The organism is Paenibacillus sp. Y412MC10 (assembly GCF_000024685.1).
Classification (GTDB): Bacteria; Bacillota; Bacilli; order Paenibacillales; family Paenibacillaceae; genus Paenibacillus_AQ; species Paenibacillus_AQ lautus_A.
Genome location: NC_013406.1, coordinates 4,945,415 through 4,971,802 on the forward strand (window position 1 = coordinate 4,945,415; position 26,388 = coordinate 4,971,802).

35 protein-coding genes are annotated in these 26,388 nt (G+C 50.1%); 6 read left to right on the forward strand and 29 right to left on the reverse strand.

The genetic code is table 11. From position 1 onward, the window contains the following. The first annotated feature begins 10 nt into the window (after positions 1-10). Positions 11-877, forward strand: coding sequence for a hypothetical protein (locus GYMC10_RS21505; RefSeq protein ID WP_015736465.1), 867 nt, complete (start codon positions 11-13; stop codon positions 875-877). Position 878: 1 nt separating this feature from the next. Further along, positions 879-2,339, forward strand: a complete 1,461-nt coding sequence (locus GYMC10_RS21510) for a methyltransferase domain-containing protein (RefSeq protein WP_015736466.1) — start codon at positions 879-881, stop codon at positions 2,337-2,339. Between the two features lie 90 nt (positions 2,340-2,429). Here the strand turns inward: GYMC10_RS21510 and GYMC10_RS21515 are convergent, their stop codons facing one another. The 6 genes from GYMC10_RS21515 to GYMC10_RS21540 form a co-directional block, all read right to left on the reverse strand. After that, positions 2,430-4,565, reverse strand: coding sequence for an Ig domain-containing protein (locus GYMC10_RS21515; RefSeq protein ID WP_015736467.1), 2,136 nt, complete (start codon positions 4,563-4,565; stop codon positions 2,430-2,432). Between the two features lie 153 nt (positions 4,566-4,718). Then, positions 4,719-5,303: a CDP-diacylglycerol--glycerol-3-phosphate 3-phosphatidyltransferase gene (gene pgsA, locus GYMC10_RS21520; RefSeq protein ID WP_015736468.1), complete on the reverse strand. Its 585-nt coding sequence runs from the start codon at positions 5,301-5,303 to the stop codon at positions 4,719-4,721. Between the two features lie 45 nt (positions 5,304-5,348). Beyond that, complete coding sequence (gene fosB, locus GYMC10_RS21525) at positions 5,349-5,774, reverse strand: metallothiol transferase FosB (protein WP_015736469.1); 426 nt, start codon at positions 5,772-5,774, stop codon at positions 5,349-5,351. An 18-nt stretch (positions 5,775-5,792) separates the two neighbouring features. Then, entirely contained in the window at positions 5,793-6,467 is a 675-nt protein-coding gene (locus GYMC10_RS21530; protein WP_015736470.1) for an HAD family hydrolase, read from the reverse strand. Between the two features lie 18 nt (positions 6,468-6,485). Next, positions 6,486-6,998, reverse strand: coding sequence for an 8-oxo-dGTP diphosphatase (locus GYMC10_RS21535; protein WP_015736471.1), 513 nt, complete (start codon positions 6,996-6,998; stop codon positions 6,486-6,488). Between the two features lie 190 nt (positions 6,999-7,188). Continuing rightward, positions 7,189-7,923, reverse strand: a complete 735-nt coding sequence (locus tag GYMC10_RS21540; protein WP_015736472.1) for an RNA polymerase sigma factor — start codon at positions 7,921-7,923, stop codon at positions 7,189-7,191. 161 nt (positions 7,924-8,084) lie between these two features. Between GYMC10_RS21540 and clpP the strand changes: the two genes are divergently transcribed. Both clpP and GYMC10_RS21550 read left to right on the forward strand, forming a co-directional pair. After that, positions 8,085-8,681 carry an ATP-dependent Clp endopeptidase proteolytic subunit ClpP gene (clpP, locus tag GYMC10_RS21545; protein WP_015736473.1) on the forward strand — a complete coding sequence of 199 codons (597 nt, stop codon included), beginning with the start codon at positions 8,085-8,087 and terminating at the stop codon, positions 8,679-8,681. A 70-nt stretch (positions 8,682-8,751) separates the two neighbouring features. Beyond that, positions 8,752-8,964 (forward strand): hypothetical protein, encoded by a 213-nt coding sequence (locus GYMC10_RS21550; protein WP_015736474.1) that lies wholly within the window; start codon positions 8,752-8,754, stop codon positions 8,962-8,964. A gap of 32 nt (positions 8,965-8,996) precedes the next feature. Here GYMC10_RS21550 and GYMC10_RS21555 read toward each other — a convergent pair whose 3' ends face one another. The 13 genes from GYMC10_RS21555 to GYMC10_RS21615 form a co-directional block, all read right to left on the reverse strand. Continuing rightward, positions 8,997-9,908 (reverse strand): phosphotransferase family protein, encoded by a 912-nt coding sequence (locus GYMC10_RS21555; RefSeq protein ID WP_015736475.1) that lies wholly within the window; start codon positions 9,906-9,908, stop codon positions 8,997-8,999. Positions 9,909-9,929: 21 nt separating this feature from the next. After that, entirely contained in the window at positions 9,930-10,196 is a 267-nt protein-coding gene (locus tag GYMC10_RS21560; protein ID WP_015736476.1) for a DinB family protein, read from the reverse strand. Beyond that, positions 10,193-10,480 carry an antibiotic biosynthesis monooxygenase family protein gene (locus GYMC10_RS21565; RefSeq protein WP_015736477.1) on the reverse strand — a complete coding sequence of 96 codons (288 nt, stop codon included), beginning with the start codon at positions 10,478-10,480 and terminating at the stop codon, positions 10,193-10,195. The genes GYMC10_RS21560 and GYMC10_RS21565 overlap by 4 nt, the downstream gene beginning before the upstream one ends. A 43-nt stretch (positions 10,481-10,523) precedes the next feature. After that, positions 10,524-10,877 carry a DUF952 domain-containing protein gene (locus GYMC10_RS21570; protein WP_015736478.1) on the reverse strand — a complete coding sequence of 118 codons (354 nt, stop codon included), beginning with the start codon at positions 10,875-10,877 and terminating at the stop codon, positions 10,524-10,526. Between the two features lie 124 nt (positions 10,878-11,001). Next, on the reverse strand, positions 11,002-11,697 hold the full coding sequence (locus GYMC10_RS21575) for a cyanophycinase (RefSeq protein WP_015736479.1): 696 nt from the start codon (positions 11,695-11,697) through the stop codon (positions 11,002-11,004). Positions 11,698-11,708: 11 nt separating this feature from the next. Continuing rightward, on the reverse strand, positions 11,709-11,930 hold the full coding sequence (locus GYMC10_RS21580) for a hypothetical protein (protein WP_015736480.1): 222 nt from the start codon (positions 11,928-11,930) through the stop codon (positions 11,709-11,711). 30 nt (positions 11,931-11,960) lie between these two features. Then, positions 11,961-12,638: a phosphotransferase enzyme family protein gene (locus GYMC10_RS21585; RefSeq protein ID WP_410002327.1), complete on the reverse strand. Its 678-nt coding sequence runs from the start codon at positions 12,636-12,638 to the stop codon at positions 11,961-11,963. A 482-nt stretch (positions 12,639-13,120) separates the two neighbouring features. Then, positions 13,121-13,753 carry a histidine phosphatase family protein gene (locus GYMC10_RS21590; RefSeq protein WP_015736483.1) on the reverse strand — a complete coding sequence of 211 codons (633 nt, stop codon included), beginning with the start codon at positions 13,751-13,753 and terminating at the stop codon, positions 13,121-13,123. 34 nt (positions 13,754-13,787) lie between these two features. Continuing rightward, positions 13,788-14,333: an NUDIX hydrolase gene (locus GYMC10_RS21595; RefSeq protein ID WP_015736484.1), complete on the reverse strand. Its 546-nt coding sequence runs from the start codon at positions 14,331-14,333 to the stop codon at positions 13,788-13,790. A 38-nt stretch (positions 14,334-14,371) separates the two neighbouring features. Further along, a complete protein-coding gene (locus GYMC10_RS21600; RefSeq protein WP_015736485.1) occupies positions 14,372-15,253 on the reverse strand; it encodes a GNAT family N-acetyltransferase in 882 nt (293 codons plus the stop codon). 139 nt (positions 15,254-15,392) lie between these two features. Beyond that, positions 15,393-17,087 (reverse strand): M3 family oligoendopeptidase, encoded by a 1,695-nt coding sequence (locus GYMC10_RS21605; RefSeq protein ID WP_015736486.1) that lies wholly within the window; start codon positions 17,085-17,087, stop codon positions 15,393-15,395. A gap of 141 nt (positions 17,088-17,228) precedes the next feature. Then, the gene (locus GYMC10_RS21610; protein WP_015736487.1) at positions 17,229-17,543 is read right to left on the reverse strand and encodes a DMT family transporter; all 315 of its coding nucleotides are present in this window, start codon (positions 17,541-17,543) and stop codon (positions 17,229-17,231) included. Next, positions 17,543-17,890, reverse strand: coding sequence for a DMT family transporter (locus GYMC10_RS21615; RefSeq protein ID WP_015736488.1), 348 nt, complete (start codon positions 17,888-17,890; stop codon positions 17,543-17,545). Before GYMC10_RS21615 ends, GYMC10_RS21610 begins: the two co-directional genes overlap by 1 nt. A 144-nt stretch (positions 17,891-18,034) precedes the next feature. Between GYMC10_RS21615 and GYMC10_RS21620 the strand changes: the two genes are divergently transcribed. Then, on the forward strand, positions 18,035-18,901 hold the full coding sequence (locus GYMC10_RS21620; RefSeq protein WP_015736489.1) for a LysR family transcriptional regulator: 867 nt from the start codon (positions 18,035-18,037) through the stop codon (positions 18,899-18,901). 153 nt (positions 18,902-19,054) lie between these two features. Here GYMC10_RS21620 and GYMC10_RS21625 read toward each other — a convergent pair whose 3' ends face one another. Beyond that, positions 19,055-19,933, reverse strand: coding sequence for an HAD family hydrolase (locus GYMC10_RS21625; RefSeq protein WP_015736490.1), 879 nt, complete (start codon positions 19,931-19,933; stop codon positions 19,055-19,057). A 181-nt stretch (positions 19,934-20,114) separates the two neighbouring features. On the opposite strand from GYMC10_RS21625, the gene GYMC10_RS32615 reads away from it, so the two are divergent. Continuing rightward, positions 20,115-20,387 (forward strand): TetR/AcrR family transcriptional regulator C-terminal domain-containing protein, encoded by a 273-nt coding sequence (locus GYMC10_RS32615; protein ID WP_015736491.1) that lies wholly within the window; start codon positions 20,115-20,117, stop codon positions 20,385-20,387. 39 nt (positions 20,388-20,426) lie between these two features. Here GYMC10_RS32615 and GYMC10_RS21635 read toward each other — a convergent pair whose 3' ends face one another. The 9 genes from GYMC10_RS21635 to GYMC10_RS21675 form a co-directional block, all read right to left on the reverse strand. Beyond that, entirely contained in the window at positions 20,427-20,708 is a 282-nt protein-coding gene (locus GYMC10_RS21635; RefSeq protein WP_015736492.1) for a hypothetical protein, read from the reverse strand. A gap of 113 nt (positions 20,709-20,821) precedes the next feature. Continuing rightward, positions 20,822-21,487, reverse strand: coding sequence for an HAD-IA family hydrolase (locus GYMC10_RS21640; protein WP_315971985.1), 666 nt, complete (start codon positions 21,485-21,487; stop codon positions 20,822-20,824). Positions 21,488-21,567: 80 nt separating this feature from the next. Next, positions 21,568-21,972, reverse strand: a complete 405-nt coding sequence (locus GYMC10_RS21645) for an RDD family protein (protein WP_009589894.1) — start codon at positions 21,970-21,972, stop codon at positions 21,568-21,570. A 53-nt stretch (positions 21,973-22,025) separates the two neighbouring features. Next, positions 22,026-22,313, reverse strand: a complete 288-nt coding sequence (locus GYMC10_RS21650) for a hypothetical protein (RefSeq protein WP_015736495.1) — start codon at positions 22,311-22,313, stop codon at positions 22,026-22,028. A 278-nt stretch (positions 22,314-22,591) separates the two neighbouring features. Beyond that, positions 22,592-23,068, reverse strand: coding sequence for an NUDIX domain-containing protein (locus tag GYMC10_RS21655; protein ID WP_015736496.1), 477 nt, complete (start codon positions 23,066-23,068; stop codon positions 22,592-22,594). A 157-nt stretch (positions 23,069-23,225) separates the two neighbouring features. Further along, positions 23,226-24,143, reverse strand: a complete 918-nt coding sequence (locus GYMC10_RS21660) for a Gfo/Idh/MocA family protein (RefSeq protein WP_015736497.1) — start codon at positions 24,141-24,143, stop codon at positions 23,226-23,228. Positions 24,144-24,416: 273 nt separating this feature from the next. After that, positions 24,417-24,755, reverse strand: a complete 339-nt coding sequence (locus GYMC10_RS21665) for a YrdB family protein (protein ID WP_015736498.1) — start codon at positions 24,753-24,755, stop codon at positions 24,417-24,419. Between the two features lie 49 nt (positions 24,756-24,804). Then, on the reverse strand, positions 24,805-25,248 hold the full coding sequence (locus tag GYMC10_RS21670) for a DinB family protein (RefSeq protein ID WP_015736499.1): 444 nt from the start codon (positions 25,246-25,248) through the stop codon (positions 24,805-24,807). 20 nt (positions 25,249-25,268) lie between these two features. Beyond that, complete coding sequence (locus GYMC10_RS21675) at positions 25,269-26,348, reverse strand: winged helix DNA-binding domain-containing protein (protein ID WP_015736500.1); 1,080 nt, start codon at positions 26,346-26,348, stop codon at positions 25,269-25,271. Positions 26,349-26,388: the final 40 nt, after the last annotated feature.

Genomic DNA, 26,388 nt, shown 5'->3' on the forward strand with positions numbered 1-26,388 from the left:
AGAGGAAGCGATGGAATTGAAAATCATTCATACCTTGCCCTTATTCATTCGGGAGAGCTCGCGCGCGAATGATTTACACATGGCCAGCCTGGCGTTAAGCAGTCTGCAGCGCTCCCGGGAGCATAGGACGGTTCTGTTTAATCAAGGATGCCTTACGAATGAAGAGCTGCACGAATGGCTGCAAACGTTAGGCCTATCCGGTGTTATTCTCGGGAACGGAGCGAATATCGGCATCGCTGCCGCCAGGCAAGCCTGTTTTGAATTCATATGGGAGCACTTCCCTGAAGCAGGGTACATCTCCGAAATTCATGTCGACATGCTCTTTCCTCCGGATTGGCACGAGCCTCTTCTTCGTTATCTGGAATGTAACGACGAACCTATGGTATCGCCCGGCATCGTTACCTCAACCGGAGAAATGCAGCCCTTGGGTGAGTTCATTGTTCTTCCGAATACACCGGGTGAGCTCAGCGAAACGCTCCAGCGGCTGTCAAGAAAAGGGATTGCGGATGGATTCGTGCATCCGGTCGTTCACCGTGCGGAAGCCCTTCGCCATATTGGAGGTTATGATACTCGATTCTTATCCGGCAAGCAGGGGTATGAGGATGACAGTCTGCTTCTGGGCATGCGGTATTATATGGGAACGCGCACGGCATGGAGGCCGAAATGCTGCCTGGCCTCCTGGGTATACCATGCAACCATGGCCCAACGCATGTCGATGCCGGACAAATACACCGAATTTTCCATGAACGAGGCTGGCCTGTTTCATCAATACGGGGCGTACGGATTGAGAGAACTGGCTGAGATTCACAACGGCTCCGGTGAGTTCCACCGGCTGTTTCGCAAGTACACGCCAGAACACAAAGGGGTGACCGAATGATATGCTGCCGGATGAACGCCAGAAGAAGATTTGGGATCAGCTATGGTCCCGGGAGGTATCCTATCACTGGGATTCACTAAGCCAAACCATCTACGATAAGATCATGGAGGTTACAGGAGGCATCGAAGGGAAGCGCATACTCGAGGCCGGTTCCGGAACGGGCAAGATTTCGCTGCGCCTGGCTGCTGAGCATGCGGAAGTGACGCTGGTCGATTATTCCGAGAATGCGCTGTACAACAGCCGGAGCGCCTTTTATAGCGCCAAGGTTCCGGGCACCTTTGTTCTCTCCGATATTAGGGAGATGCGGCTTCCTGACCAGCACTTTGATCTAACCTGGAATGCGGGGGTGCTGGAGCATTTTGAGGGAGAAGAGCGGATCGCGATATTAAGGGAAATGAAACGGGTTACCAAGCCGGGAGGAACGATGCTGATCCTCACCCCTTTTGCGGAATGTTTGCCGTATCGTGCGGGAAAAGAAGCCGCCGAACAGTTGGGCACCTGGATGTATGGCATGGAGCATCCCGCCTCCACGCTCAGAAATCAATTTGAGCGGTGCGGTATAACATTGATCGAGGAGAGCAGCATCGGCTTTTTGGACAGTTTGGATTTTCTTGATTTCATCCGGGATTCCCAGACCGTCAAGCATTGGCTGACGATGTGGTACCATAGACTCCCTGAATACGAGAAGCGCAATGTGCCCGGATACCTGCTCGTCAGCGTTGGAACGGTTGGACCGTTACCCGAGGCTGACGAGCGGCAATGCAGGCAGCCTCTTGATGATGATCTATCGCCTGACGAGAAACTGTCCCGTGCCCAAACGATCATCTCTTCCTATCATGCCAAGCGGAATGGGAGCCACTATCTGTCTGTTTACAAGGATGAAGAAGCCAGCTACTGGTACCCGCTGCTTCCGATCCTGGACTCGTTGCTTGTGAACCGGGGCGCCAAGGTGCTAGATATCGGCGCTGCTTACGGTACGCTGCTAATGTACAGCGTATTGTCCGGAGCTCAAGCACACGGCTTGGATCACATGACGGATTACTGGTCCGTGGAACTGGAACAGGACTACGGGATCGGGTGGAGCCAGTGCAATGTGGAAGCCGAGGATATTCCGGGAAACGAACGGTACGATATCGTTCTCTTTACGGAAGTGCTCGAGCATATGAATTACAATCCGATACCGGTTCTCCGCAAAATCCATGACAAACTGATGCCTGGCGGAAGCCTGCTCATCTCAACGCCGTGGAAACGGCATTTTGCACCTTCTCGTCATGATCCTGATCTCCTCGATATGCCTTACTACCGGATAGGAGACGGTTTTGTTGATGCCGAGATGAAATATTATTCGATCGATGAAATGTATGTACTCGCCGAAGCGACGAATTTTCAGGTGAAATCGCTGGAGATCTATAACGGCCATCTGCTTGCCTGGTTTCTGAGAACGCAGCCGCCTGGAATTTGACCTCATCCCGCTTTACCCAGAAAGATTCTTATGAACAGACAACAGCCCGGCTCATCTTTAGAGCCGGGCTGTTGCAGCATGCTGTTCTAACTATTTAACAGAGACGGTAATGGTTACGGTCTTCGAATTGTACTGCCCCTTAATGCGGGCGGTTCCCTTCGCGATCGCTTCAATGCGTCCGTTCGTTACTTTGGCCACGCTGGAGTTGCTGGTTGTCCACACGGCGGTGTCCCCAACACTCGTTTTTGCGCCGGTATCATATTCGGCCGTAACCGTTACGGTTTTGACGTCACCGGGCTTCAAGTTCAATTTCTTCTCGCTGGCGATCAATTTCGTCATCTTCGGAACCACGTTTACCTTAACGGTGACTTCTTTGCCTTGGTATGAACCCGTAATCGTTGCTTTACCCTCGGCAACCGCTTTAACGGAGGTTCTGGATACCGTTACAATCGCGGTGTCCGAAGAACTCCAATTCATCTTGGATGAGAGCGAAACCGTTTTGCCGTTGCTGTAGTAGCCTGTAACTTTAATCGATTTGGATTTCTTGATGTTGAGGTCAATATTCTCCGGGTCTACGACAAACTTAACGACTTCCTGTTCAACCACGACCGGAATCTTGACTTCTTTGTTCAAATAAGTGCCTTTCAGCGTTGTCGAGCCTTTCGTTAAGCCTTTGATCGTACCGTCTTTAATGACAGCCGCAGATCCAGTCAGCGACCATTCGATGGAAGAGGTCACATCGCTCTCTTCGCCATCCTCGAATACGGCATTTACTTTCGGCAGCGCGTTGCTTCTGCCTATAACCAGCTGATACTCCTCTACATCCGGCAGCAGCACCAGCACTTTTTCGTTAACCGTAACCGGCAGCGTCGCTACTTCTCTGGAACCGATCTTACCGGTGATTGTTGCTGTGCCGGCATCGATACCTTTGATTTTGCCGTTTTCGGTCGTTACCACGTTCTCATCGCTCGATGTCCAGGTCACCGCGCTGCTGAAATCCTCTTCCTCGTCGTCCAGAAGCGTTCCCGTCACTTTAGGGAAGGATTTGGATTCGTCTTTCAGCACATCCAGCTTCGTGTCCTCTGTTTCAAACTTGGTCACCGTCGGATACACCTTAACGGTAAATTCTTTGCTGATTCCGAGGTAACTCACCTTGATGGTGGAGGTTCCCTTTGCTCTTGCTGTAATCACGCCACCGTTGACGGATACCGCCAGCGGATTGGATGAGGTCCATTCCCCGGCCACGTCGATGGATTGGGAAGCCGCATTACGAACCTTGGCTTTTACCGTAATCGAATCATTCATAAACAGAACCGGATTCTTGACGAAATCCGTCTGATCCAGTATCAAAGCTTCATATGGATTGCGCACATACACATCCAGCTTGGCAGTCGAACCCAAATAGCTCACGCTGATCGTGGATTTGCCCAAAGCCACCGGCTTCAGCTTGCCATCCTCAATCGTTGCTACGGAAGTGTTGGACGATTTCAGCTCTACCTTGTCCGTTACGTCCGTACCCGCATCGGTCTCCGACTGCTTGGCGAATACTTTAAGATCCACAGGCGCATCACCGACTAGCAGCTCCTGATCCTCGCCCGGAACGATCGCAAGCTTTTGGTAAGGAGCGACGACTTTGACCGTAAAGGACGCCTTGAGCCCTTTGTAATCCGCAGTCACGGTTGCGCTGCCCAGACCTACGAGGGTCAGTTCCCCTTTGCTTACTTTCACTACGCTGTCATCGGAAGTGGTCCACTTCGCTTCCGTTGTCACGTCGTTCGTTCCGTCAGCCAATGCTTTAACGGTTAAACCTTCCGTTCCAAGCTTATGCTCCACTTTATCCGGCTGATCCAGCTTGAACTCGTCGATGGCAAATTTGACGTCGACATCAATCGTTTTGATTGCGCCTTTGTATTTTGCCGTAATACGGGCCGTACCCTTCTCCAGCGGAACAATGAGACCGCCGTCAACCTTTACGATTCTCGTGTTGGACGAAGTCCACGTCGTCTCATTGGTTACGTCCTTCTTCGTGGAAGATCCTTCAATGTTAGCCAATACGCGAAGTTGTTCCGTTGTTTCATTAACGGTTAAGTAAATTTTGCTCTCGTTCGTATCAAATTCAATCGATGTTACGTCCCCGGAGGCGGCGAATACGCTGGTTGGAAAAACCATCGCCAACATCATCACAACGACAAGAAAAATCTTCGTTGTCTTTCTGTTTAAGCTCATTTATTTCTCTCCTTTGTACCTTCTGTCTCGCAGGCTTTTTTTCCAGTCTCTCTGTATATCGACAGTCCCGGTTCAAATCGTTACCTTCCGAGCCCAAAATGGGCACAAAGTAGGATATTTTCCCATCTTCGGTTGTTCATTAAAATAAACTCTTCAGCTAAGTTTAATGAGTTTAACATTGTTCAATAAATAATGGATGCCTGAGTAAATCGTTAAGGCTACTGCCGCAAGCATGAGCATTTCGTCCACTTGGACCATCCTGATGAAAGTAAACGGAGCGTTATCCAGCAATACCGCTGCTATGGCAGTGACTTGAAGGACCATTTTCAATTTGCCGAGTCTGTCAGCGGACAATGCGATTCCCTGCTCGGAGGCGACCATCCGAAGTCCCGTAATGACGAATTCCCGGGCGATGATGGCAATGGCAATCCAAGTCGCAACCATGCCGGATTGAACCATCATGATTAAGGCGACCGATATGAGCAGTTTATCTGCGAGCGGGTCCAGCAATTTTCCAAGGTTCGTGATTTGATTCAATTTCCGTGCAATGTAACCGTCCAGCTTGTCCGTAGCCGACGCAAGAATGAACACGCCCAGCGCGATGTAGGTTCCATAAGCATGAATGAATCCAAAAAAGCGGCTGTTCTCGGTCAACCATAGTGGATACTCGGCAAAAAATAAAATAAATACGGGAATCAATAACATCCTGGCTATCGTTATGCGGTTGGCAAGGTTCATCGTCTCATCTCCTCGATCTGCAATTGGAATCGTTCCTTCCCCCAACTATTCGGTATCGTAAAAGATCATATGCTCTTTGTCCGTTCGGTAATAGTCCAGTCTGTCCTGCAATCCGCCCGTATGAAACTCGAACATGTGGCCGTCCGGATCCAGGAAGTAAATCGACTTCTTATCCTTCTCGTCCCTTGCCCTACCCGGCAAAATCTCCACTTGGAGCGATTGAAGGCGAAGCAGCGTCGGTTCCACATCCTGCTCATCGATGGTAAATGCAATATGCGTATAGGTTCTGTTTGCCGTGCTTCGGTCCACGTCTTCTTCGTTTAGAGCAATCCACAGCCCGTTCAGATCGAAATAAGCCAGCTTTCGCCCTCTGACCAGAAGCTTGGCTCCAAACACGTCCCTGTAAAAATCAATGGACCGTTCCAAGTGCGAAACTGAAAAGCAGAGATGGTTAATGGCCTGCAGATTCATTGTTCGGCGGCTCCCTTTCTATATAGATTCAATGATGTCCAGCACATGCAGCGGTTGACGGATCTTCTCATACCCGCTCTCCATAAACGTATTGTACCAATAGGCGTGATATGGCCTTAATCCGGCACTGCCCGCGCCTCTCAGCTCATCTGAACCGCCGTCCCCGATAAACAGGGCATCCTCCGGTCTTACGGATAAGCGCTCACAAGCCAAGCGATAGATTTCTGCATTCGGCTTGGCTACCCCAACCTGATAAGAGAAGATAACGTCATCGAAGTAGGGGGCCAATCCGCTCTGGCCAAAAGAAACCACCTCTTCTTCCGAGCAATTGCTGATCAAGCCCAGCCTCAGTCCCCGTTCACGCAGAAGTTCCAGCAGCCTGCAGATCTCCTTCGAGATTGTTCGGAAAGGAATTTTCTTCTCGCTGACTCTCGACTGGTATAGGAATTCCACGTGTTCCTTAGGATAGGGCAAACTGCGAGAATCCAGAATGTCACGGATCACCGAATGATAGTCGGGAAAATGCCCATTCATTCTTCGCTCCGAACGAGTGCTCCACTCCTGTTTAAACTCCGCTTCCGATAGCCCGAGTCTATCCATATAGTCATAGGATCTCTTGGATACCCGCTTGCCGTCTGCGAACTCCGTGATTAACGTCTCATATAAATCGAAGAACACCGCCTTGACCGCCATCCCGCATCGCTCCCTTCGTTAATCGGCGAGACCTGCCGCCTGTGGTATTCTTGCAGGATACCGCCTGACCGTTTCTTCCAGAACGTGCCCTGACCTCTCATCCCATACCTCGCTTAATTCAAACGTCCCCTCTTCGAAAAACAAAGGAAACCTTCGTTTAAACCAATCCTGCATGGGCAGTTTTAACGCCTCTTCGCGATCCACCCATAACAGCTCCCCTTCGGGAGGATGCTCCAGCAGCTCCCCTTCAAAGGAAGTGGCCAAATAATTAAATACCATGTACCGAAGCCCCGTATTCGGTTCACAGAATTCTTCAAGGCCTTTATAGATGATGTCCTTCACAATCAAGCCGGTTTCCTCCCGAACCTCCCGAATGGCTCCGTTTACAATGCTTTCCGGAAAATCCACCTTGCCGCCGGGGGCAATATATCCGGGGAATCCTTTGTCATCCGGTCTGTTCATCAGCAAAATTCTGCTTCCGTCTTGTATCATGCACATGGTGTACAGCTTCACTTCGGTCTGCAACCTCATCCCTCATTCCTGTCCAATCTGCTTGGTTATAGTATACATCCCCAAGGGCTGGAAGACGATACGATGGACGGAGATTCATGTATATCGGTTGTCCCTATTCACCGGTTGTTAATCCTCGTCAAAAAAGGCCGGAGCAGCTTCTGCTCCGACCTTAACGGCAATGTATGATCCACCTGGTTGAATCTTCGCTTTACGCGGCCATTCGCAGGTCGGCCGAATACCCGCCATACATCATATAACTCGCGGTCGGCGATTGAACCTCCATCGGAGCCATGCTTCCAATGGCCGATCCCCCGCTGCTGTTCCATTGAATCAGCCTAACGACAGCTTCGACATCCCCGGATTGGTATGCCTCTGCCAATGCCTGAAGATTCAGGGTCATCTCTGCCTCTTCCGGCATAGCCAATCCAAGTTCCTCTTCCTCCGGGTTCAACGATTGCAGCACCTTTTGAGCTCGATGAAGGGCCGCTTTTACCGCTCCGTCCGTCGTTTGCAGCATATTCGCGGTTTCCGAAATGGAATATTCGTACACTTCACGAAGCAGCAGCACCGTTCGCTGCAGGGGAGACAAATGTTCCATCAGCCATTGAAAGGCGAACTCGATGTTCAGCTTGCTGTCCTCGTTCGAGGCTTCTTCTTTAGTCAATACGTGTTCCAGCTTCTCATTCAGAATTCGTCGGTAGGTCTGATCCCGGCGGACCCGGTCAATCCATGTATTCTTGGCGATCCGAAGCAGGAGAGCTTCGGGATTGGCATGGCTCCGCTGCTGCAAATGCTCCAACGCCTTGATCCATGTGTCCTGCACCAGATCATCGGAATCCCATGAGGAGTTTGTAAGTGACAAACAATACCTGTGCAGGACGGCATTCAGCTCCGCCAGGCCCTGTTCGGCTTCCGTGGTGGCGCTCGGTCGATAGATGGTCATCGGAATCCACTCCTTTCCACATCTCGGTAGGATATCTTATAGGTAAACGAATGAAGCGTGCTTTTCGTTACGCTGTCATCAAAAATATATTTCATGGTTTCTTTCGTATCTTTTGCAGCGGTCTCTTCGTTTACTTGCTGAATCACGAAAACCTTACGAAGATGGAGGATGAAACCATGAATATTGTTCCTTATGTTGTTGAACAAACCAACCGTGGCGAACGATCATACGATATTTATTCCCGACTGCTGAAGGATCGGATCGTCTTTGTGGGCGCAGCCATCGATGACGCCATCGCAAACAGCATTATCGCGCAGCTGTTGTTTCTTGCGGCCGAGGACCCTGAGAAGGATATCCACATGTACATCAACAGTCCGGGCGGCTCGGTATCCGCGGGCTTTGGCATTTACGATACCATGCAGATTATCAAACCTCAAGTCAACACCATCTGCACGGGATTCGCCGCATCATACGGAGCGATCCTGCTGCTGGCCGGCGCCAAAGGAAAGCGCCTCGCTCTGCCGAACAGCGAAATTATGATCCATCAGCCGCTGGGCGGTGTACAGGGGCAGGCAACCGATATCGCCATTACGGCTAAACGCATCCTGAAAACCCGTGAGAAGCTGGCGCATATTATATCCGAGCGCACAGGTCAGTCCGTCGAACGCGTCGAAAAGGATATGGAGCGGGATTATTTTATGTCGGCGGAAGAAGCGAAGGAATACGGGATCATTGACGACATCGTCACCAAACTGTGACGGTATCCGATGAATGCCCATGATCGTTTAGCCCCGATATTCTACTTTATTCACAAGGAGTGAACCGTATATGCTGAAAAATTTGCTGAATCAGGAAGTGAGCATCTATTTTACGGATGGAAGTTATGTGCGGAACGGCACGCTGGAGGAAGTAGGCGAACAATTCATCCGATACAGAGATGAATACGAGATGCTGTATGTACCGTTAACCGCGATCCGCTACGTTTCGGTGAATACCAAGGAACGGGACAAACCGAGAGTGGGATTTGCGCCAACTTCTTGATAAGACAACAAGAACCGCATGGGCTCTTAAGCTCATGCGGTTCTGTTTGCATCCTGTTTTATTTTGTCTACTATGAATGAAACCATACGCTGTTTGCAGGCCTCGTTCTGCTCCCTCTGATGATGGCCGATAAATGCCAGCGCATGAACGACGGAGTAAAAATCAATCAGTGCCCGCTGTTCCCGGTCCGCTCCCCACTGCCTGCATAACGCCTCCACGTAGGCCATTCCCCGGTCTCCGATATCAGAGACCACCGCCGTTTGGGTGAGGGCGATCATGTACAACGGGTCTCCATAACAGACCCAATCGAAATCCACGATACCTTGCAGCGTGCCATCGGACACAATCACGTTCTTGATCGTGAGATCATCCAGGAAACAGACAGGCTCTATCCGGTCGAAATCAGGCTCGTATCGCCGCTTGATGTGCTGCAATTGAACGATGATGTCCGGAGCAACCTCACCGGTTATGTTGCCGATATGATTGCGGATATCACGATCGATGATCTCCGCCCAGGATGTAAAAGGCCCCTGCTCTCCGATCGGAACCCATCCGAATCCGGTGCCCAAGGGAAGCTCGGACACCTTGCGCTGGAAAACGATGATCTGTCCGGCGAGATCGTCCAATTGTTCATCCGTCATGCCCTCAAGCTCATATCGCAGATCACGGCCCGGAACATGCTCCAGCATCATGTATGCATAGGGGACCTTCTGAAGGGACACATCCGTTCGAATCACGCTCGGTACCGGCAAGCCCAGCGATGATAGGATCGCTATGTTGTTTGCAGTATGCTTCAGGACGTCGGGCTTGCGATTGGTTCGGAGAATGATTTGCTCGTCCGGAAATGACACGCTATACACCTGATTGGTATGGCCGAATGACATCGGCTCGACCTTAAGCGGCAGAATGCCGTATACCTCTGTCATCAACTCTTCAACGTTCAACTCGAACACCTGCCTTAACGGTTACTGATTCGCCTCCCGGATACGTCCCAGCTTTCTGATATGCAGGGTCTCGTGTATCGCTATAAAATGGGCCCATTGTGCAGCATTCAGCTCGAATCCATACGGGTGAGGATCGTGCAGATCATTCGTATTTCGCTCAGCCAGCTTCGTTATGATCTGTTTCGTTGTTTCCCGTACTCGATTCAGCTTATCCATCGCTTCATCATAAGATAACATACCGCTGGGCATGGCTTGTTCAGGGGCTTTAAAAATGATGCTTCGATTCACACCTCTTCATAATGTTCTACAACAGGGAACGGATCGTAAAAGTGATGCAGCCGTTGTTTCCATTCCTGATATTCCGCGGATTCCCGAAAACCTATCGTGTGATCCTCCAGGGTCTCCCATTTCACCAATAGAGCGTACTTATGATCATCCTCCAAGCATCGCTTCAGCTCATGATGGATGTAGCCCTTCATCTTGGAGATGATTCCTGACGCGACTTGGAAATTCCGTTCAAAATCCGCCGTTTGTCCCGGCTTCACCTGCAGCATGGCCACTTCGAGTATCATACATGCTTCCTCCTTTGTATTAAGTTGTGGTATTACGGCTTTTCTATCCTTTATACTCAAGCTCAGGAGAAGCCTGGAACGCAAAAACGCCGTACTCATCCGTCTCCAAACGATACACCTTCCGGACCGCATTCAGGTTTAACCCGCCGTAAATATGCGGATACAGCTGATTCAGCTCATATAAATCCTCAAATACGATCTCCGCGTCCACCTGATCTTCTTGAATCCCCAGAACGAGCAGATCGGTTTTGCCTGTGTAAATTGTGTTAGCTACGCCGCTGACTTGCGCCTCGGTCGAGCAGTGAATAAATCGGTCCGTCTGCAGGCTTGGCGGTTCGTACATATCCTTACCTTGCGCTTCCATCCATGCTTGCTTCGAAATAATATGATAGATCATTCCGTCCAGTCCCCTCCGTCTATTTTCCGTTTATCTTGACACACTTGCGATAGAAAAACCAGATCCCTGATACGTTATTTCAAGACGACCTACTTCCGGATGACCTATAAAAAGAAGACATCTTTCAAGATGTCCTCTTCACTATCGTATATCGGTCCTCGTCAAAATCCTCGTAGGTTACGGTATAGACGGATTCCCCCAACGAGGACGCCAGCTGTCCATTGATAATAACGGCGCATGCCTGCTCATCGATGCCGATGCCGTAACGCACTTTCCTTGTTTTCATTCCCTGCAGCAGATTGGACTGGTCGTCCCACTCCGTATAATGAACGCTGATCAGGACATTCGAGAGCAACCCTACACCTTGCTTAAACATCATGATGCCTTGTTCATTATCAAGCGGGGATATTAGGCATGTCTCCGGAAGAATTAGGGCACCTGCCGAATTGCCAGCAATCGGAACGCCGTTCTCGTAGCGGTCGATTAACAGCTCTTTAAAAGGCCCCGTCGCGTAATAGTGATGGTATTTCTCCGTGTTGCCCCCGCCAATAAATATTCCCGTGGCCCATGACAGCACCTGTTCAGCTAGTTCCATGTCCAGATTCCCGTCTTCATCGGGAACGATCACGCTCACGTTCTGGGTCATTCCCGCTTCAGTCCACATCTGCTGAAACAACGGAACATACTCCTCCCAGCCCAGCCGGTTCATGATGCATAACGCAATCCTGGCATGGGAACCGCCTGCTTGCTCTAGAAACTGTCGATTCGCTTCGGCTTGAAAGGAATGTCCACCGAGCAAAAATAGATATTGATCCTTCAAGATATCCCCCCTTACTTTTTCTTTCCAGAATCCCGTTTGTAAACAGAGTACAGCAGTACGGATATAAAATAGATCGGCAGCAGGATGATGCCAATCACGGCGCTTAACAGAACGATGGACAGTTGGCCGCGCTCAGCGATATCGTCATAATTCATATAACCGTATACAATCCAGACCAGCCAAACCAACGTAACGGCATAACCTATTTTATAAGGTAATCTCACAGCATCCATCACATCCTAGAAGTTGTTTGCTTGGCACATTCATAAACATTTCGAATACAACATCTCAACAAACTCATGTTGATTCCGTTCCATCCATTCTTTTCTGATCATAAGTTGCTTCAACATCAGTTGAAAATAGGAGGCGATGTTCCTTCCGGCCAAATGCTGTCCGATATAGATGCTTAATAACGAAACATAATATAACTGCATGGTATAGGGAATCCAATCGATCTCTGCACGGGTTAACCTCATATTTTTTCGATACTCATCTAAAAATAATTCAACCTTCGTCAAGGTCTGGTCCTCATGCTGAAGAAGATGGTTCAGACAGATGGATAGTTCCCATATCCGTATGTCCCTAGCGGCAAAATCAAAATCCAATACACCACTCATCTCCCTGGACTGGGGATCGATCAAGAGATTGAAAACTAAAATATCATGATGGACCATTTGCTTTGGCAGTACATTCAATTCAGGTGCACGGTTAAACCCACATTCATAGTATCCTTGCAATACAGCTATCTGTTCGGCATCAATCTCAAATGGAGGGCATACCAAAAACTCATTAATTTTCGTCTGATTGGATAGAGAATGGAGGTTGTAAAAATCATGGAACGCAATCGCAGGATAAGCTACATCAACGGAATCCGATTCGAATTGTTGAAGAGCAAATGATATTTCCCCAACTGTCCGCCCATAACTAAGCACATCGGACATGCTGGATAGGTCAGGGCCTCTCCTTCGATAAACCGTGTCAGGGAGCCCAGGGAACCATCCGATAGAACCACGTACTTGGCATCATCCTTACTGGAGACGAAACATGGAACATCAAACGATAAGCAACAACTCTCCAGATAGGCTGTTAGTCCAACCTCAAACCGTAATCTCTCTTCATTCTTCGTGTGACGATTGTATATTCTCGCGACGTATTTATTTTGGTTCATGACGACAATTCGGGAATCATTCGTCATGCCGAAAGGCACGGTCTCGATCGAAGACACAGGGCCATGAAAATAATGCTGTAACAGCTCCTGAAATAAGTGTTCCAATATCTACTCCTCTTTTCTGAACAGCGCGCTCCCCCTATGATCGAACTTATAAAACCCCATCCTGATTCATGGTCTCACTCAGCAACTGCCCCTCGATTCGGGGAAATTTGGGGGTGGAGTTCCTCATGCAACATATTTCTCAGACGACCATTAAACGCCTTGCTCCTCCCTATAATGACTGACATCCCCATGCAGGAGGATGGAAGGGACATCATCGGTCAGCTCGATCTTGCTCAAGCATGTCGGATGGATGTAAGGCAGATCCCACAGCCGATCCAAACTTCTCCCCTCAAAATAAGCCACTAACAGCTTAACCACCACGGTATGCGTGACCAGCAAAATACGAGAGCCCGGATTTGAAGCGATGATTTCGTTCAGCTTGTTAACCGCACGCTCTCTGACCTCGTGAAACGTCTCGCTCCCCTCGACACCGAACAGCTCCGGATGATTCCAGAAATGATCCAGCTGCTGAGGATACATATCGCTGATCCGTTCCTGGATCTCTCCTTCCCATACTCCCAGATTAATCTCTCTGAATTTATCGCATGCCGTAATTTGCACATTCCGGTTCCCCTTGATGAGCTCGGCCGTATGGTATGCCCTTGAACTGGTACTGGAGAAGATGAAATCAAATGGGTCATGCTGCAAGGCTTCGCCGAGCCATTCCGCTTGCCGAATGCCCAGCTTCGTCAGCGGCGAATCCTTATGTCCTTGAAAACGATGCTGCACGTTCCACTCGGTTTGTCCGTGTCTAACAAGATAAATGGTGGTTGTCTCTCTCATGTTCCTTCCTCCCTACCTAATGAGTCATCGTCGATTACTCTAAGCTGTCACCTTGTCGTATGGTATATGCCAGCTTGTAAAGATCCGCGATATCCTGCCTGCCCGTCTCCTCCAATCGTCTTACGGCTACCTCCAGATCAACCGCCTCCACTGCGATGACCTGCTCCCCATCCTCGGGATTCAGCGGCTCCCCAACGATGCGTACATCCCCGTACCCAACCAATCGGACAAAATGAGGATGGGGAATATGCGGCCGATAAGGCGTCTTGCTGCTGGACTCGCAGCGAAACTGGCCAAAGACCCGGTATGACTCGAGTTCTGCGCCAAGCTCCTCCCTCACTTCCCGCCGGAGTCCCTCGATATAATCCTCGCCAGGCTCCAGGGTTCCGCCAGGAAGCTCCCAGCTGCCGTCCGCTATCTGAAAAATAACGCAGCGTTCCCCGGCGAATGGAATAATCGTGACATTGCTGACCATCGATTCTTCGAAATCTTCGCCCAGGGCAAACCGGGCTCGCACCACGCCCCAATGGATATCATTCGATAGGGCCGGATACAGGGTTAGATCCGTGCTTTTTCTCATAAGCGTAATTCCTCCAGCCTTGCAGATATTCATACAACCTATGTAGCGTTGTAGTCGCGGACCATAAGCACCTGCTCCATCGAGCTGGCGAACCCAAGCGCCTCCAGCACGTCCACCAATTCCTTATGAGAAACCCGGATATTGAATGCGGATCGCTTGCAAGTGGAACCAGGCTGCATCATCTCGAGCGCGGCTGCCTTTAACACGGCTTGGGCATCCCGGTAACCAGGAGCGGCTTCACAGCGGAACAGCGTGGTCGCCTGCAAACGGCCCGCAGCATCGAACGCACGCTTAAACAAACCGTAGCCCACAAGTTCTTCCCCTTCATAAACAAGCACGCACTCGCCGTCCTTGATACTGGCAGCGTCTGTCTGCCAGACTTCGCCGGATCGATAGAAGTCTGCGGAGGCAGCCTCCGCGGCTAGGCCTCTGACCAACGTAAACGGAGTCGATGCATTCTGATGATCCTGCGTCTCTAACGATTGATCATTTGTCATGATGAGCAGCCGATCGATGATTTCATATCCGACGCTTTCATAAAGGCGAATCGCGGCCGCATTCGTGCTGATCGCCTCTAAATAGGCACGACGCACGCCTTGCTCCTTATAGAGGTCGTCGTTTTTCTCCATCATGGATTTGCCGATCCCTTTGCCCCGAAAATCCGGAGCTATTGCCGTCCCTCCGTTACGCGCAATGGATTCGCCGTCATCCAATCGAAAGCTGTTCATGACGATGCCGGCGGGTACGCCATCCACGTAACAAGCGAGTGAGCGCTCCAGACATAAAGCGTCATTCCCGATCCGTGCAATGAAGCGGTCCAGCGGCATGGAAGCGTTCACCATATAGCCTTCAAACGAGAGATTCCAAAGCTCGGATACTTCCCGAATCGGAAGCTCGCTTAACGGTTTGTACGTAATCATGGTCTTTATTCCTCCTGGTTTATGGGCATTAAAAAGTGAGTCACGTTTTGAGATGCTCACTATGAAAAACATGCAGGAAACACCTGAGTATGTACCCACTCGTGTGCTCCTGCATGTCTTTGCATAACTTATTTACGATTTAAAGAGCTGTATCGTCCACGCTGTCCAGCCAAGCTTCGATGCTGCCGATGACGGAAGTGACGCAGCCATCCTCGAATGGAGAGATCAGTCCTGCGACCTTCACCAATTCAGTGAAGGATTCGCTTCCGCCTTGACGGCACAGGTGCAGATAATCCGCCCATGCCGCGGATTGGTCCTCGTGCATCTTCTTCCAGAATTGGAATGCACAGATTTGAGCCAGCGTATAATCGATATAATAGAACGGCGAATTGAAGATATGTCCTTGTTTATGCCAGAAGCCGCCTTGCTCCAGATACGCATTATCATCATAGTTCCGGTGCGGCAGATATTTCCGCTCGATCTCGCGCCATGCCTGTTTCCGTTCCGCCGGCGTAGCATCCGGATTCTCGTAAACGAAGTGCTGGAATTCATCAACCGTCACCCCGTAAGGAATGAAGATGAGTCCGCTCGCCAGATGGTCGAAGCGGTATTTATCCGCCTCGTCCTCGAAGAAGCGGTCCATCCACGGCCAAGTGAAGAATTCCATGCTCATGGAATGGATTTCGCATGCCTCATAAGTCGGGAATCCATACTCCGGTACCTCGAAACCTCTGCTCTCGTACACTTGGAACGCATGACCGGCTTCGTGCGTCAGCACGTCAATATCTCCGGAAGTCCCGTTGAAGTTGGAGAAGATAAACGGTGCGCCGTACTCGCTGATATAGGTACAGTATCCGCCGCTCTGCTTGCCTTTTTTGGCAACCAGGTCCATAAGGCCGTTCTCCTGCATGAAGGTGAAGAACTCGTGAGTTTCCGGAGACAATTCCTCGTACATCTTCGCGCCGTTGTTCACGATCCAATCCGGGTCGCCCTTCGGCGTGGCATTCCCCGATTTGAAGGAAAAATTCTCGTCGTAGTACAGCAGTTGGTCCACATCGATCCGCTTCTGCTGACGTTCTTTCAGCTTGGACGCAACCGGAACGATATGCTCGAGCACCTGGTTACGGAAATTAGCCACCATCTCCGCATTGTAATCCGTGCGGGCCATACGGGCATAACCCAGCTCCACGTAATTGTTGAAGCCAAGCTTCTTGGCAATCTTGGTTCTCACTTTAACCAGATCGTCATAGATGCGGTCGAAGGTGGCTTCGTTCTCGGCCATGAAACCGCTGGAAGCCTCCATTGCGCGTTTGCGCATATCGCGATCCGTCGATTGCTGGAACGGAATCAGCTGCGACAGGGTGCGTTCTTCGCCTTCGAACTGAATTTTTGCAGAAGCGATCAGCTTCGCATATTCCGTCGTCAGCTTGTTCTCCTGCTGCAAATCCTCGATGATCTCAGGGCTGAAGGTTTTGAGCGATAACTCTGCCAGCTGGAACAGCTGCCGTCCCCATTTGTCCTCCAGCTGGGCTCTGAATTTCGAATCCACGAGGGCCCGGTAATAATCCGTTATGTATTCCTGGATGACCGGTCCGTTCTCGTCGAAGAAATCCTGCTCTGCCTTATAGAACTCGTCGTTCGTATCAATCGAGTGGCGGATGTACACCAGTTGGCTAAGGGTATCCATCTCGCTGCGAAGTTTGTTAATACGGGTCATCGCCTCATCCTGTTCCTCGTACGTGCCGGCGGAGGTGAAGGCGTTCAGTTGTTCCTTGAACTTTTGCTCAAAAGCTTTTACGTCGGGGCGTTCATAGCGATACTCGCTGAATTTCATAAGATACACCTGTCCTTTCCAAAATAAAAAATGCATCCTGGCGTTTGATCGCATAGCTTCAAATCACCAAACTATATGTAAATTCTATATACAAATCCGAATATCCTTCACAGTCTAAGAAATTCTGTACGCCCCGATTGGTTACGTCATAATCTTAAGTCCGATGGCTGAAGCGAGAATTAAAGCGATGAAGAACATACGACGCCATTCCTTCGGTTCTCCGAACGCAAACATCCCCAGCAGCGTGCTGCCTGCCGTCCCCATTCCCGTCCAAATCGCGTAGGCGGTTCCCATGGAAATGAAATTCATCGCATACGTCAGCAGCAGGAAACTGGAGCCAAGCGAACAGGCTAAAAAAACGTAGGATCCCAAGCTGCGTTGCAGGGTTACCCGTCTTAAGGCAATGACACCCAGAACTTCGCACAACCCGGCTGCAATCAGAGCGATCCATTCCATTAGACGCCACTCTCCTTCGCTTGACGATCCGTATCCTTCGTGACCAGCTTTAGCCCCAGCACGCCTGCGGCCAGCATTGCAATCAGTAGGAGCTTGACGGGATTCGCTTCCTCGCCAAACACGAGAATCTCCACCAGCACCGTGCCGGCTGTACCGAGTCCTGTGAAGATCACATAGACCGTGCCGATGGGAAGCTTCGCCGCGGAGTCCAAAAAAACTTTAAAACTGAATACGATCGATGCGATGGTAATGACCCACTGCCACCATACATCGGAATGTTTTAAACCGGATACCCAGACAACCTCCAGCGCTCCCGCCAATAATAAGAGCCACCATGCCTTCTTCATCCCCCAACATCCCCTCCACTCTGTATTTGTTTAAATCGCTTTATGATGTCGTTGTGATTGTAATCCAAATTTGGCATGCTGTATAATGATCATTAATAATGATGTCATCATTTTTAGTGATGTCTGAAGGAGAGGAGTGTTGGCATGGAGCTTACTGATCTAAGGGTTTTTCTCAGGATTGCGGAGGAAGGTAACATCACCCGCGCCGCGGAGCAGCTTGGGTATGTGCAGTCGAATGTAACGGCCCGGGTCAAAAAACTGGAGAATGAATTGGGGGTTCCCTTGTTTAACAGGCACTCCAATGGAGTAACATTGACGGAGAAAGGGCGTATGTTCCTGGACTATGCGTGTACCATCATCAACCTGTCCGAAGAAGCAGTGAGAACCGTGCAGGAACAGCCGTATCCAAGCGGTTCATTAGCCATTGGCGTCGTGGACACGGTTCATTGCGGGCACTTCATTCAATCCTTGTCCGACTATCAAACCAAGTACCCTGACGTCACGCTGTCCCTGTTGACTGGCAGCTCCTCGGAGCTGATTACTCAAGTTCTGAACTATCAGCTGGACGGGGCTTTTGTGACAGGAACCATTCCACCGAAGCTGGTAGCCGATTATATAGAAGAGGATGAAGTCATGCTGCTGACCAAATCCAAAGAGCAGCCCTTTCCCGAACTTGCGGTGACCAAATGGGCCGTAGCCCCCGCGGGATGCCCGTTTCGAAGCGCCCTTGAAGCATGGCTGCTGAGCGAAGGCATTCCGCTAACCAATATGATCGAGGTCTCCTCGTTGGAAACCCAGCTCAGCATCGTGCGGTCAGGACTTGCGGCAGCGCTGCTCCCCAGCTCCGTCTTAAGCGGAGAATACGCCAATATGGGCAGCTACTCGATCCCGGAAGCCTTCCGTCACACCTCGACAAGCCTGGTCCGGCGCAACGACCGGTTCAGGAACAAGGCATTTTCTGCTTTTGCCGAGCTGGTTAAGGTCAATTTTGAGATGAAGGGAAGATCATGAGTTATAAATAACGACGGAGGTCTGAACATCACGCTGAGATTTAACCAGCCGTAAGATGCAGGCGATATTTCCTCTTTGGATATCGTCTGACATCGAAACGGTTCCTAAAGTTCATCTCAAGTCTAATCCATATTCGCTGCAGCTAAAAGCTCCTCATGGTCCTCCCAGTGTGGATATAATCGTATTCTCTCCCGCCAGTTCCATCTGCTGCTCGATATAATGCGCCACGCCATCCAGCTCATTCGAGTCGATAATATGATCAGCCAGCTGCCGTATCCTTTCATGCGCGTTCCGGACTGCGATCCGCGTGCCTCCGGCCTCGAACAAGCCGACATCATTGATGTGGTCGCCGAACACCACCGTGTTCTCCAGATCAATCCCCATGTGGGCGGACCATAATTGGAGGCCGTCTCTTTTGTTTGCTTTGGCATGGCTGAATTCGAGGAAATAGTGGTTGCGAATGTAATAATCCGGCATCATATGAGCATGAATCACGTCGCCGTAGAATGCCGTAACCTCTTGCCGAATTGGCTCCAATTCTTCATGTAATCCGATGTAGGTAAGAGCTAACGTCCGGTAATCCGGCGGACATTTCAAGTTCTTCACTTCCAGGAACCGCGGATCATGGGGGCGGCCAGCATAGAAGGTCATCTCTCCCTCTCTACGCAGCGTCTCATGCAGAACACGCTCCCGCTGGTCCTTATCAAGCGAGAAATAAAAGGGTGTAATGCCGTGCTTTTTCCCAACGCCGATAATCTCATTTGAAATGTCGCGCTCCAGCCAGTATCCATCCACAACGGTTTGATTCAACCCGTCATATATCAAAGCGCCGTTATATAGAATCACGGGGTATTTCCACGGGATATCCGAAACGACGCTCTGAGCGCTAATATAACCGCGGGCAGTCGCATACGTGACGATCAAGTCCCGCTCCAATGCATCCGTGACAACGTTCATCGTATAGGGTGATAAGGTTTGATCCGATCGCAGAAGCGTCCCGTCGAGATCCGTAATATATGCTCTTTTTTTCATAGTGAAGCAGTCCTCCTTCGCCGTCCGGTATGTGACAAAACCCAGCCTTAGAATAGCTCCTGCCAAGACTGGGCCATACGTGTGAGTTAGACGTCTTCCATGATTATACAACTTCCGGGAGGAAGATGGTAAAGCTTAATTGCTTATTTCGCTTCAATAAGCGTTTATTTCTGAGCCAGGTTTGTTAGCGCAGCATCGGGAAGGCTTCACCGCTCGGAATGAAGGCCCCCACCGGGCAAATGAAGCCGTTGAATCCTATTTGCTCGAGGAGCAGCGAATCGGGAGAGTATCGGAGTTTGTTAAACCGAGATCCGCTGCGGACATGCTGCTGGGAAGCTGCTATCAATATGCTTTTCAATTAAACTTCCTAGGCCTCCCCTTGTCCGATGAAGAGCAGAATGAGTATGTACATCGGGTATTGGATACATTGTTTGCAGGCATTGGGAACGAATGAACGGAGAGATAGGCATGACTTGCCCTTTCTTTGGTAACCTTACACACCGAGAATCAGGTATCCCAGTGTCATGTATAAAAAAAGAAATAATATCAGCACGGAGTGGCCTGCAATGGCTGTGATGCCGATTCGCGAAAGTTTACCCCGAGTTCTGCTTAGGAGTGCCAACAGCATCCCCACGGGCGACAACAGAAGAATCGACGCATACGCCAGTCCCTGTAAGGGACTGCCTGCCTCCGGCGGAAACATGAAGCTGTACAGCGTGAACAGGGTGATGCAGATAAATAATGTCAGAGACACATGGGACAAATACCATCTCATCACGTAGCCTCGGCCAGCATGCCTGATAGAACGCCGGCTCTGCGAACGACCTCAATCTTTTGAGGAATTTCTTCCCTTATAAAACTCTGCACAGCAGATGTCCCCTCCAAAATTTATTTGGTGATACGCGGCTGAAGATACCCCAAGACTTCTTGTATGTCCTGAATCTCGGCAAACGGAAAAACTCCCATGCGGTTCATTCTCGCGATGTCCCCACGATATGCGATAAATGGAATTCGGGCGCTCTCGGAGGCCTTGCCGTCCACCCAGGCATCTCCGACAGACAGCCATTCCTTCGGCGATGTATGGTGAAAATGCCTCAGCACCTCCATATATCCATCCGGCGCAGGCTTTAATAAGTCCATGGCTTCCCTGCCGATAATGAGATCGAAGTAATGAGCAATCCGGTTCTCTTCGAGTGCAGTCATCGCTGCTTCTACCGCATTATTCGTCACAATGGCCAGATGCAGCTGTCCATGTAATTGCTGGACGATCTCCATAACTCCATCTTCAAGTTTTGCTCCCGTCATCCCTTGAATCTCATGTTCCTTGGCGATATCCCACATCATGCAGCTCAGCTCTTCCGACAGCCGTCCCGTATTCATGGCTTCAGCGATGACGGTTGAGGTGGTATGGGTATCCATGGATAGGCCGGGAGACAGAATGCTGTGACTGCACAAAAAGGCATAGATGTCTCTTTTCATAGCTCCAAAATCAATGCTGGAATGCAGCAGCGTATTATCCATATCAAAGACAATCCCTTTTATCTTAAACTCGATATCTAATCAACTCCCGTCATGGTAACGCCATGAATGGCTGCCCCGCTAGGTAATCCTGATTTACGTAACCCCTTCATTCCCTAGTCATATACAACTTCCGTACCGGCGATAAAATCGTGCAGCGAACGCTTATCCTCTCGCAGCGCAACCATAAAGATGCTCACAATAATTCCAATTCCAAGGGTTAACGCATACACGATTCCCGCCACGAGGTTGCGAAGCAGCATCGTCCCGAGGCCCGGCGGCTCAAGAAAATCGAATTTGCGGATACGAATGCCGCACATGCGCTTACCGATCGTATACCCATTCCAATACACCGGCACCAGAATACCGTATAAACCGAAGATCAAGTTACTGATCGGCTCATTCTCATAATTCCCCGTGATAAGTCCAGCTATGATCGTTAGCGGAAGCGACACTATAAGTCCATCCAGAATGTTGGCTCCTAGCCTGATCCAAAAGCCGGCCACTTGGTTATCGGTCATCTCGACTCCCCCTTGAATTCACTCCATACTCAAAAAGACTCCCTGCCGACACTTCATTTGTTATTAGGCGGATCGAATTCCTTCCAGTTCTTCTTGATCTTATTCAAATCTTCCGAATTCCATTTGCCGATGCTCGGACCTAAGAAACACAAGATGCCGACAATCAGGCTGATCCAGCTTAATACCAGCGGGCCTTTGCCTACATAGGTCAACATCGAATCAAACATCTCTTTGCTCCATGACGTCAAGTTGGATCCGAATATGGCAGCTGCCAGATACCGGACAGCATACAAGAACACCGAAATGCAGATAAATATCATACCCATCGTTTTATGGTTCATCGAATGCCTCTCTTTCCACACAACATTTTCCAAATACCTGATATCATTGTAAGCTTCGGTTCCTGATCGAACAATAGTTTTTCCACTTTTCCCCATTCCGTTGTCATCATACCAAGGAGTAAATAACCTTTACACGCAACAACATTCGCCACATAAAAGAAAGGAATGACTTCCTACGTTGTAGTGAAGCCATTCCATTCTGCTTGTTATACACTATTGTGCCGTTGGCCGGATTATGCAGCTATCCGCTCCTCCATTTCCTGACGACTCCCAGCAATTCACGAATATTTGTCCAGAACAAAATCCTCGATCATTTCAATATTTCGGCGATCCATAGCGTACTGTCTGATGTGTTTCTTAATATTCGGATACAAAATAATGTCGTCCAGCTGCTCGAGCGGTATCCATTTCACATCGGTTTGATTCGGATCTGGCGCCGCCGGAAGCTTCGGAAATGACCCTTCAAGCGGATAACATTCGAACACGATGTATAACGTATGGATGCCCGATAAATTATCTCTGGACTGTTTATGCGGAGCATACTCGTACACGAATGCGACTGGCCCCACCTGCGCCTCCAGCGTGGTTTCCTCACGCAATTCCCTCAAGGCTCCCTCCACGATCGACTCCCCCGGCTCGGCCCCGCCCCCTGGCAAATTATAATGCAATCCGTTCTCATCTACATACTCGACTAATAACACAGACTCATCCCTCAGAACCAAGGCTGTCGGTCTCACCCGAATGTGATACGTCATCATAACCACCTCTCCCGGCTTACAAAAAACGGCCGAACGTACTTGATCTGTCTATCATACAATCAACGCGGCCGATATGGAAATATGATGCATCCTTTCCTCAGTATATCGCTAGTCAGTATATCGCTAGTCAGTATATCCCGTGTTTGTTCTGCTATCATTCACTTCGATCGCTTTCATCCAGTCTCACGTTTTCTCCCGTTACGCGGGAAACATTCGCCGCCTCCAGAAAACGAACGATCTCCAGCGTTTCGGATAAGGGAACATCGGAAACCCCCGTCGTGAACATCTTCATGATCTGATCCAGCAGACTGGCATAATAGGGCTTGGGGTGCTCCATGATGTCCACGAAGGTGCTGGCCTCCGCGCGATGAACGGTCAACCCGAAGCGGTCGTTGCCTGCCCGATTGCCCCGTATCGTTCCGATCGTCCCGTCATTCCAAACCGCCGTTAACACCTCGTGCAGCTCCGTTGCGGCTACATGGACGCTTACGCATCCGGGTCCGAGAACACGGTACAGCATTTCAGCCGCATGAATGCCGTACCAGAAAAATCCCGGCTGCGTAGGTTGAAGGGGAAGCGGTCCTGCGCAATCCACGCCAATGATATTATCCGCCCCGCCCCGAGCCAATTCATCCTGTAATCCTTGCGCATACCGGAGAGACGAGCAACTCATAACGGTCACCTGATACTGCTCCGCCAATTCGGCAATTTCCCTTGCGTCCTTACTGCTCACCGCAAACGGCTTATCAATAAATACCTGTTTGCAATAAGGTGCAATCGCGCGAAATAAAGACAGATGCGACCTTCCATCCACCGCTTCCAGCATGACGGCATCGACCTGTTTGGCCACGTCTTCCGGACTCTCCAATATCTCCGTTCCCCATGCCGCGAGTTCCTTTGTATATCCCTCCACTCGGTTTATGCTCAGCTCAAAGTCCGGCGACCCTCCGGGAAAAGCGGCCGTCACCCGTGCACCAGGAACGTGATATGGATGCGCCTTGTCATGGAGCATTTTCGCGAAAATGGAAACATGGGATGTATCCAAACCAATCATACCGATCTTCATAGTCATAAGTTCATTCTCCTTTACCTTCAGCATTTTAGATGATCACGCTGATTTTCCACTCACTACATTACTGAGGATATCCAGCTGTCGGACATAGGCTTTTCTTTCAACCATCATATCATCCTGTTCGACTAAAGGACGTGACTTTAAATCGTCTTTTATCCTGCACCTGGATCCAATACAAAAAGACCGTCTCCATCTGTCAACCAGATGAGGGGCAGTCTTTCGCATGAGCTTAAAAATGTGTTATGCAATTGCATACTGCGCACTTTCAATATTCTATGGCTGCATCCTCCACTTGATCACGAAGAAGCGGTTGGCCATAGCCACGATAGCGAACACGATGGCAAAGGCTATTAAACCAGAGTCGATCAGGCAAGCAACCGCGGTCGCAAATATGAGGAATTCAATAAGCAGCACGACAGCAAGCGGCAGCTTGACCCTTGCCTTCGGCGATATGGTCATGCCCCAGATGACGGCTGCCAGCAGCGGTAGTCCAATACCGAGAGCTGCCTGTGCCACGAGACCGGAACCATAATGGAAGCCCCAGTAACCTATCGAAAATAACAGAATCAATTCCAATATAAATCGGACGGCGAGATTCAGTACTTTGAACATGGAGGGACACCTTCCGTTTCATGTCATGAACCTATTTATAGTGCAGGCATTAAAGCTCGATTTGCTCCAAATGATGGATCAGGTGATCAACATAATCGTTAAACAACCACTCCAGCGTGACCTCCGTTTTATCGGGCAGCACGCATTTCTTCTGGAAGTCGGATGAATCGGCTCTTTGCATGACCCGCAGAATCATCCGGTTAACCTGCTGCCACAGTGCCAGAACATCCGATTGATCATATCGATTCTGATAATCGTTGACCCGAACCCAATCGTTCTGCGCGTAACCTTGAATCGCGATAGGGTAATCCGACACCAATATTTTTACAAACCGGATATGGTTATTGACCGCCGAATCGCATAGATGGCCCAGGATCTCCTTCTTGGACCATTTATCAGGCGTAAGCTTCAGATTGAATTCCACCTCGTCGATTGCCGTTACAATCTCCGTTACTTCAGAGATCAAGGATTCCAGCTTCATAATGGATTCCATGCGTTATTCCTCCTTCTCGTTCATGATTCTATTCGTGTAATCGGCAGGCCCATGAAATCACTGTAATGTTTAGCCGCCTCCCGAAACGCCTCTTCTCGATCGCCCAACGCCGAGAACGGGCTTAACGTGATTTCGATGCCGCTGCGCTTGATCTCCCGCTTCCAGATACCGACCACTTCTCCTCCTGCGACCATGATGGGTTGGAAAACCCCGTTGCGAAAGGGAGCGATTTTGGCATCATGCTCTGACTCAATAATTGCGCTGCGATCCTTGTACCCCAAGTAATATTCATCAAAACCCGGAAGCAGAACCGCCGAATCCGTATCAGCGGACGCGGATGGCCCAGTAACAGAGCTCCAGTATTCCGTGCCGTTGACAAAATCTAAACGAAGATTGGATTGGACGGCCTCAAAGCCTCGTTTAGCTTCTGTCAGCGTTAATCCGACCCACCATGCAAAATCTTGGACTGTTGCAGGCCCGTGACCTGTAAAATAGCGGAGCGCAAGCTCCGCCAGCGATTCTTCGAGCGATAGCTCCCTTGAATTCGGGACCCACTCGTCGAGCAGTACGAAGCTTTGCTGTTTGCCTTCATGCGGGCCGAAACAGATCATGCCGGTCCGCCCCAAATATCCGAGAATGTAATAGCCGCGGCCATTCTTGGTGCTGATCCCCGCTTCCTCCAGCAGCTCCATCAGTCTGGGTCGGGATACCGGTAAACAGCCTCTCAGCGCGTTGCCAATGATCGTACCGCATTGATGGAGCGTACCTTCGTCAAGCTCAAGCTCGGCCTGCTTCTTCTTATCATGCGTCTGAAACCGCGATGCCGTCAGCCTCAGCATCCACTTGGCATCCTCCGCAGGCACGAAGAAAATCGTTCCACGCATCGGCCAAGTCAGCACGATTTTGCGATCGATCACGGCCTGCTCAACATCGGATATCTTGGCGGACTGCGTACGGAGACCGATTCCCCATACCGCTTGGTGGTAATCCTGTGCCTGAACAGCGCCTAATTCTCTTACAACTTCTACCGGGCTCACATGCTTCATCCCTGTTATGCGCTGATTGTAGAGCCGTTGATTCGCTATGGTGTGACTTAGCACATCTATCCACTCTCCCAGGCCATGAATATTGTCGGACGCA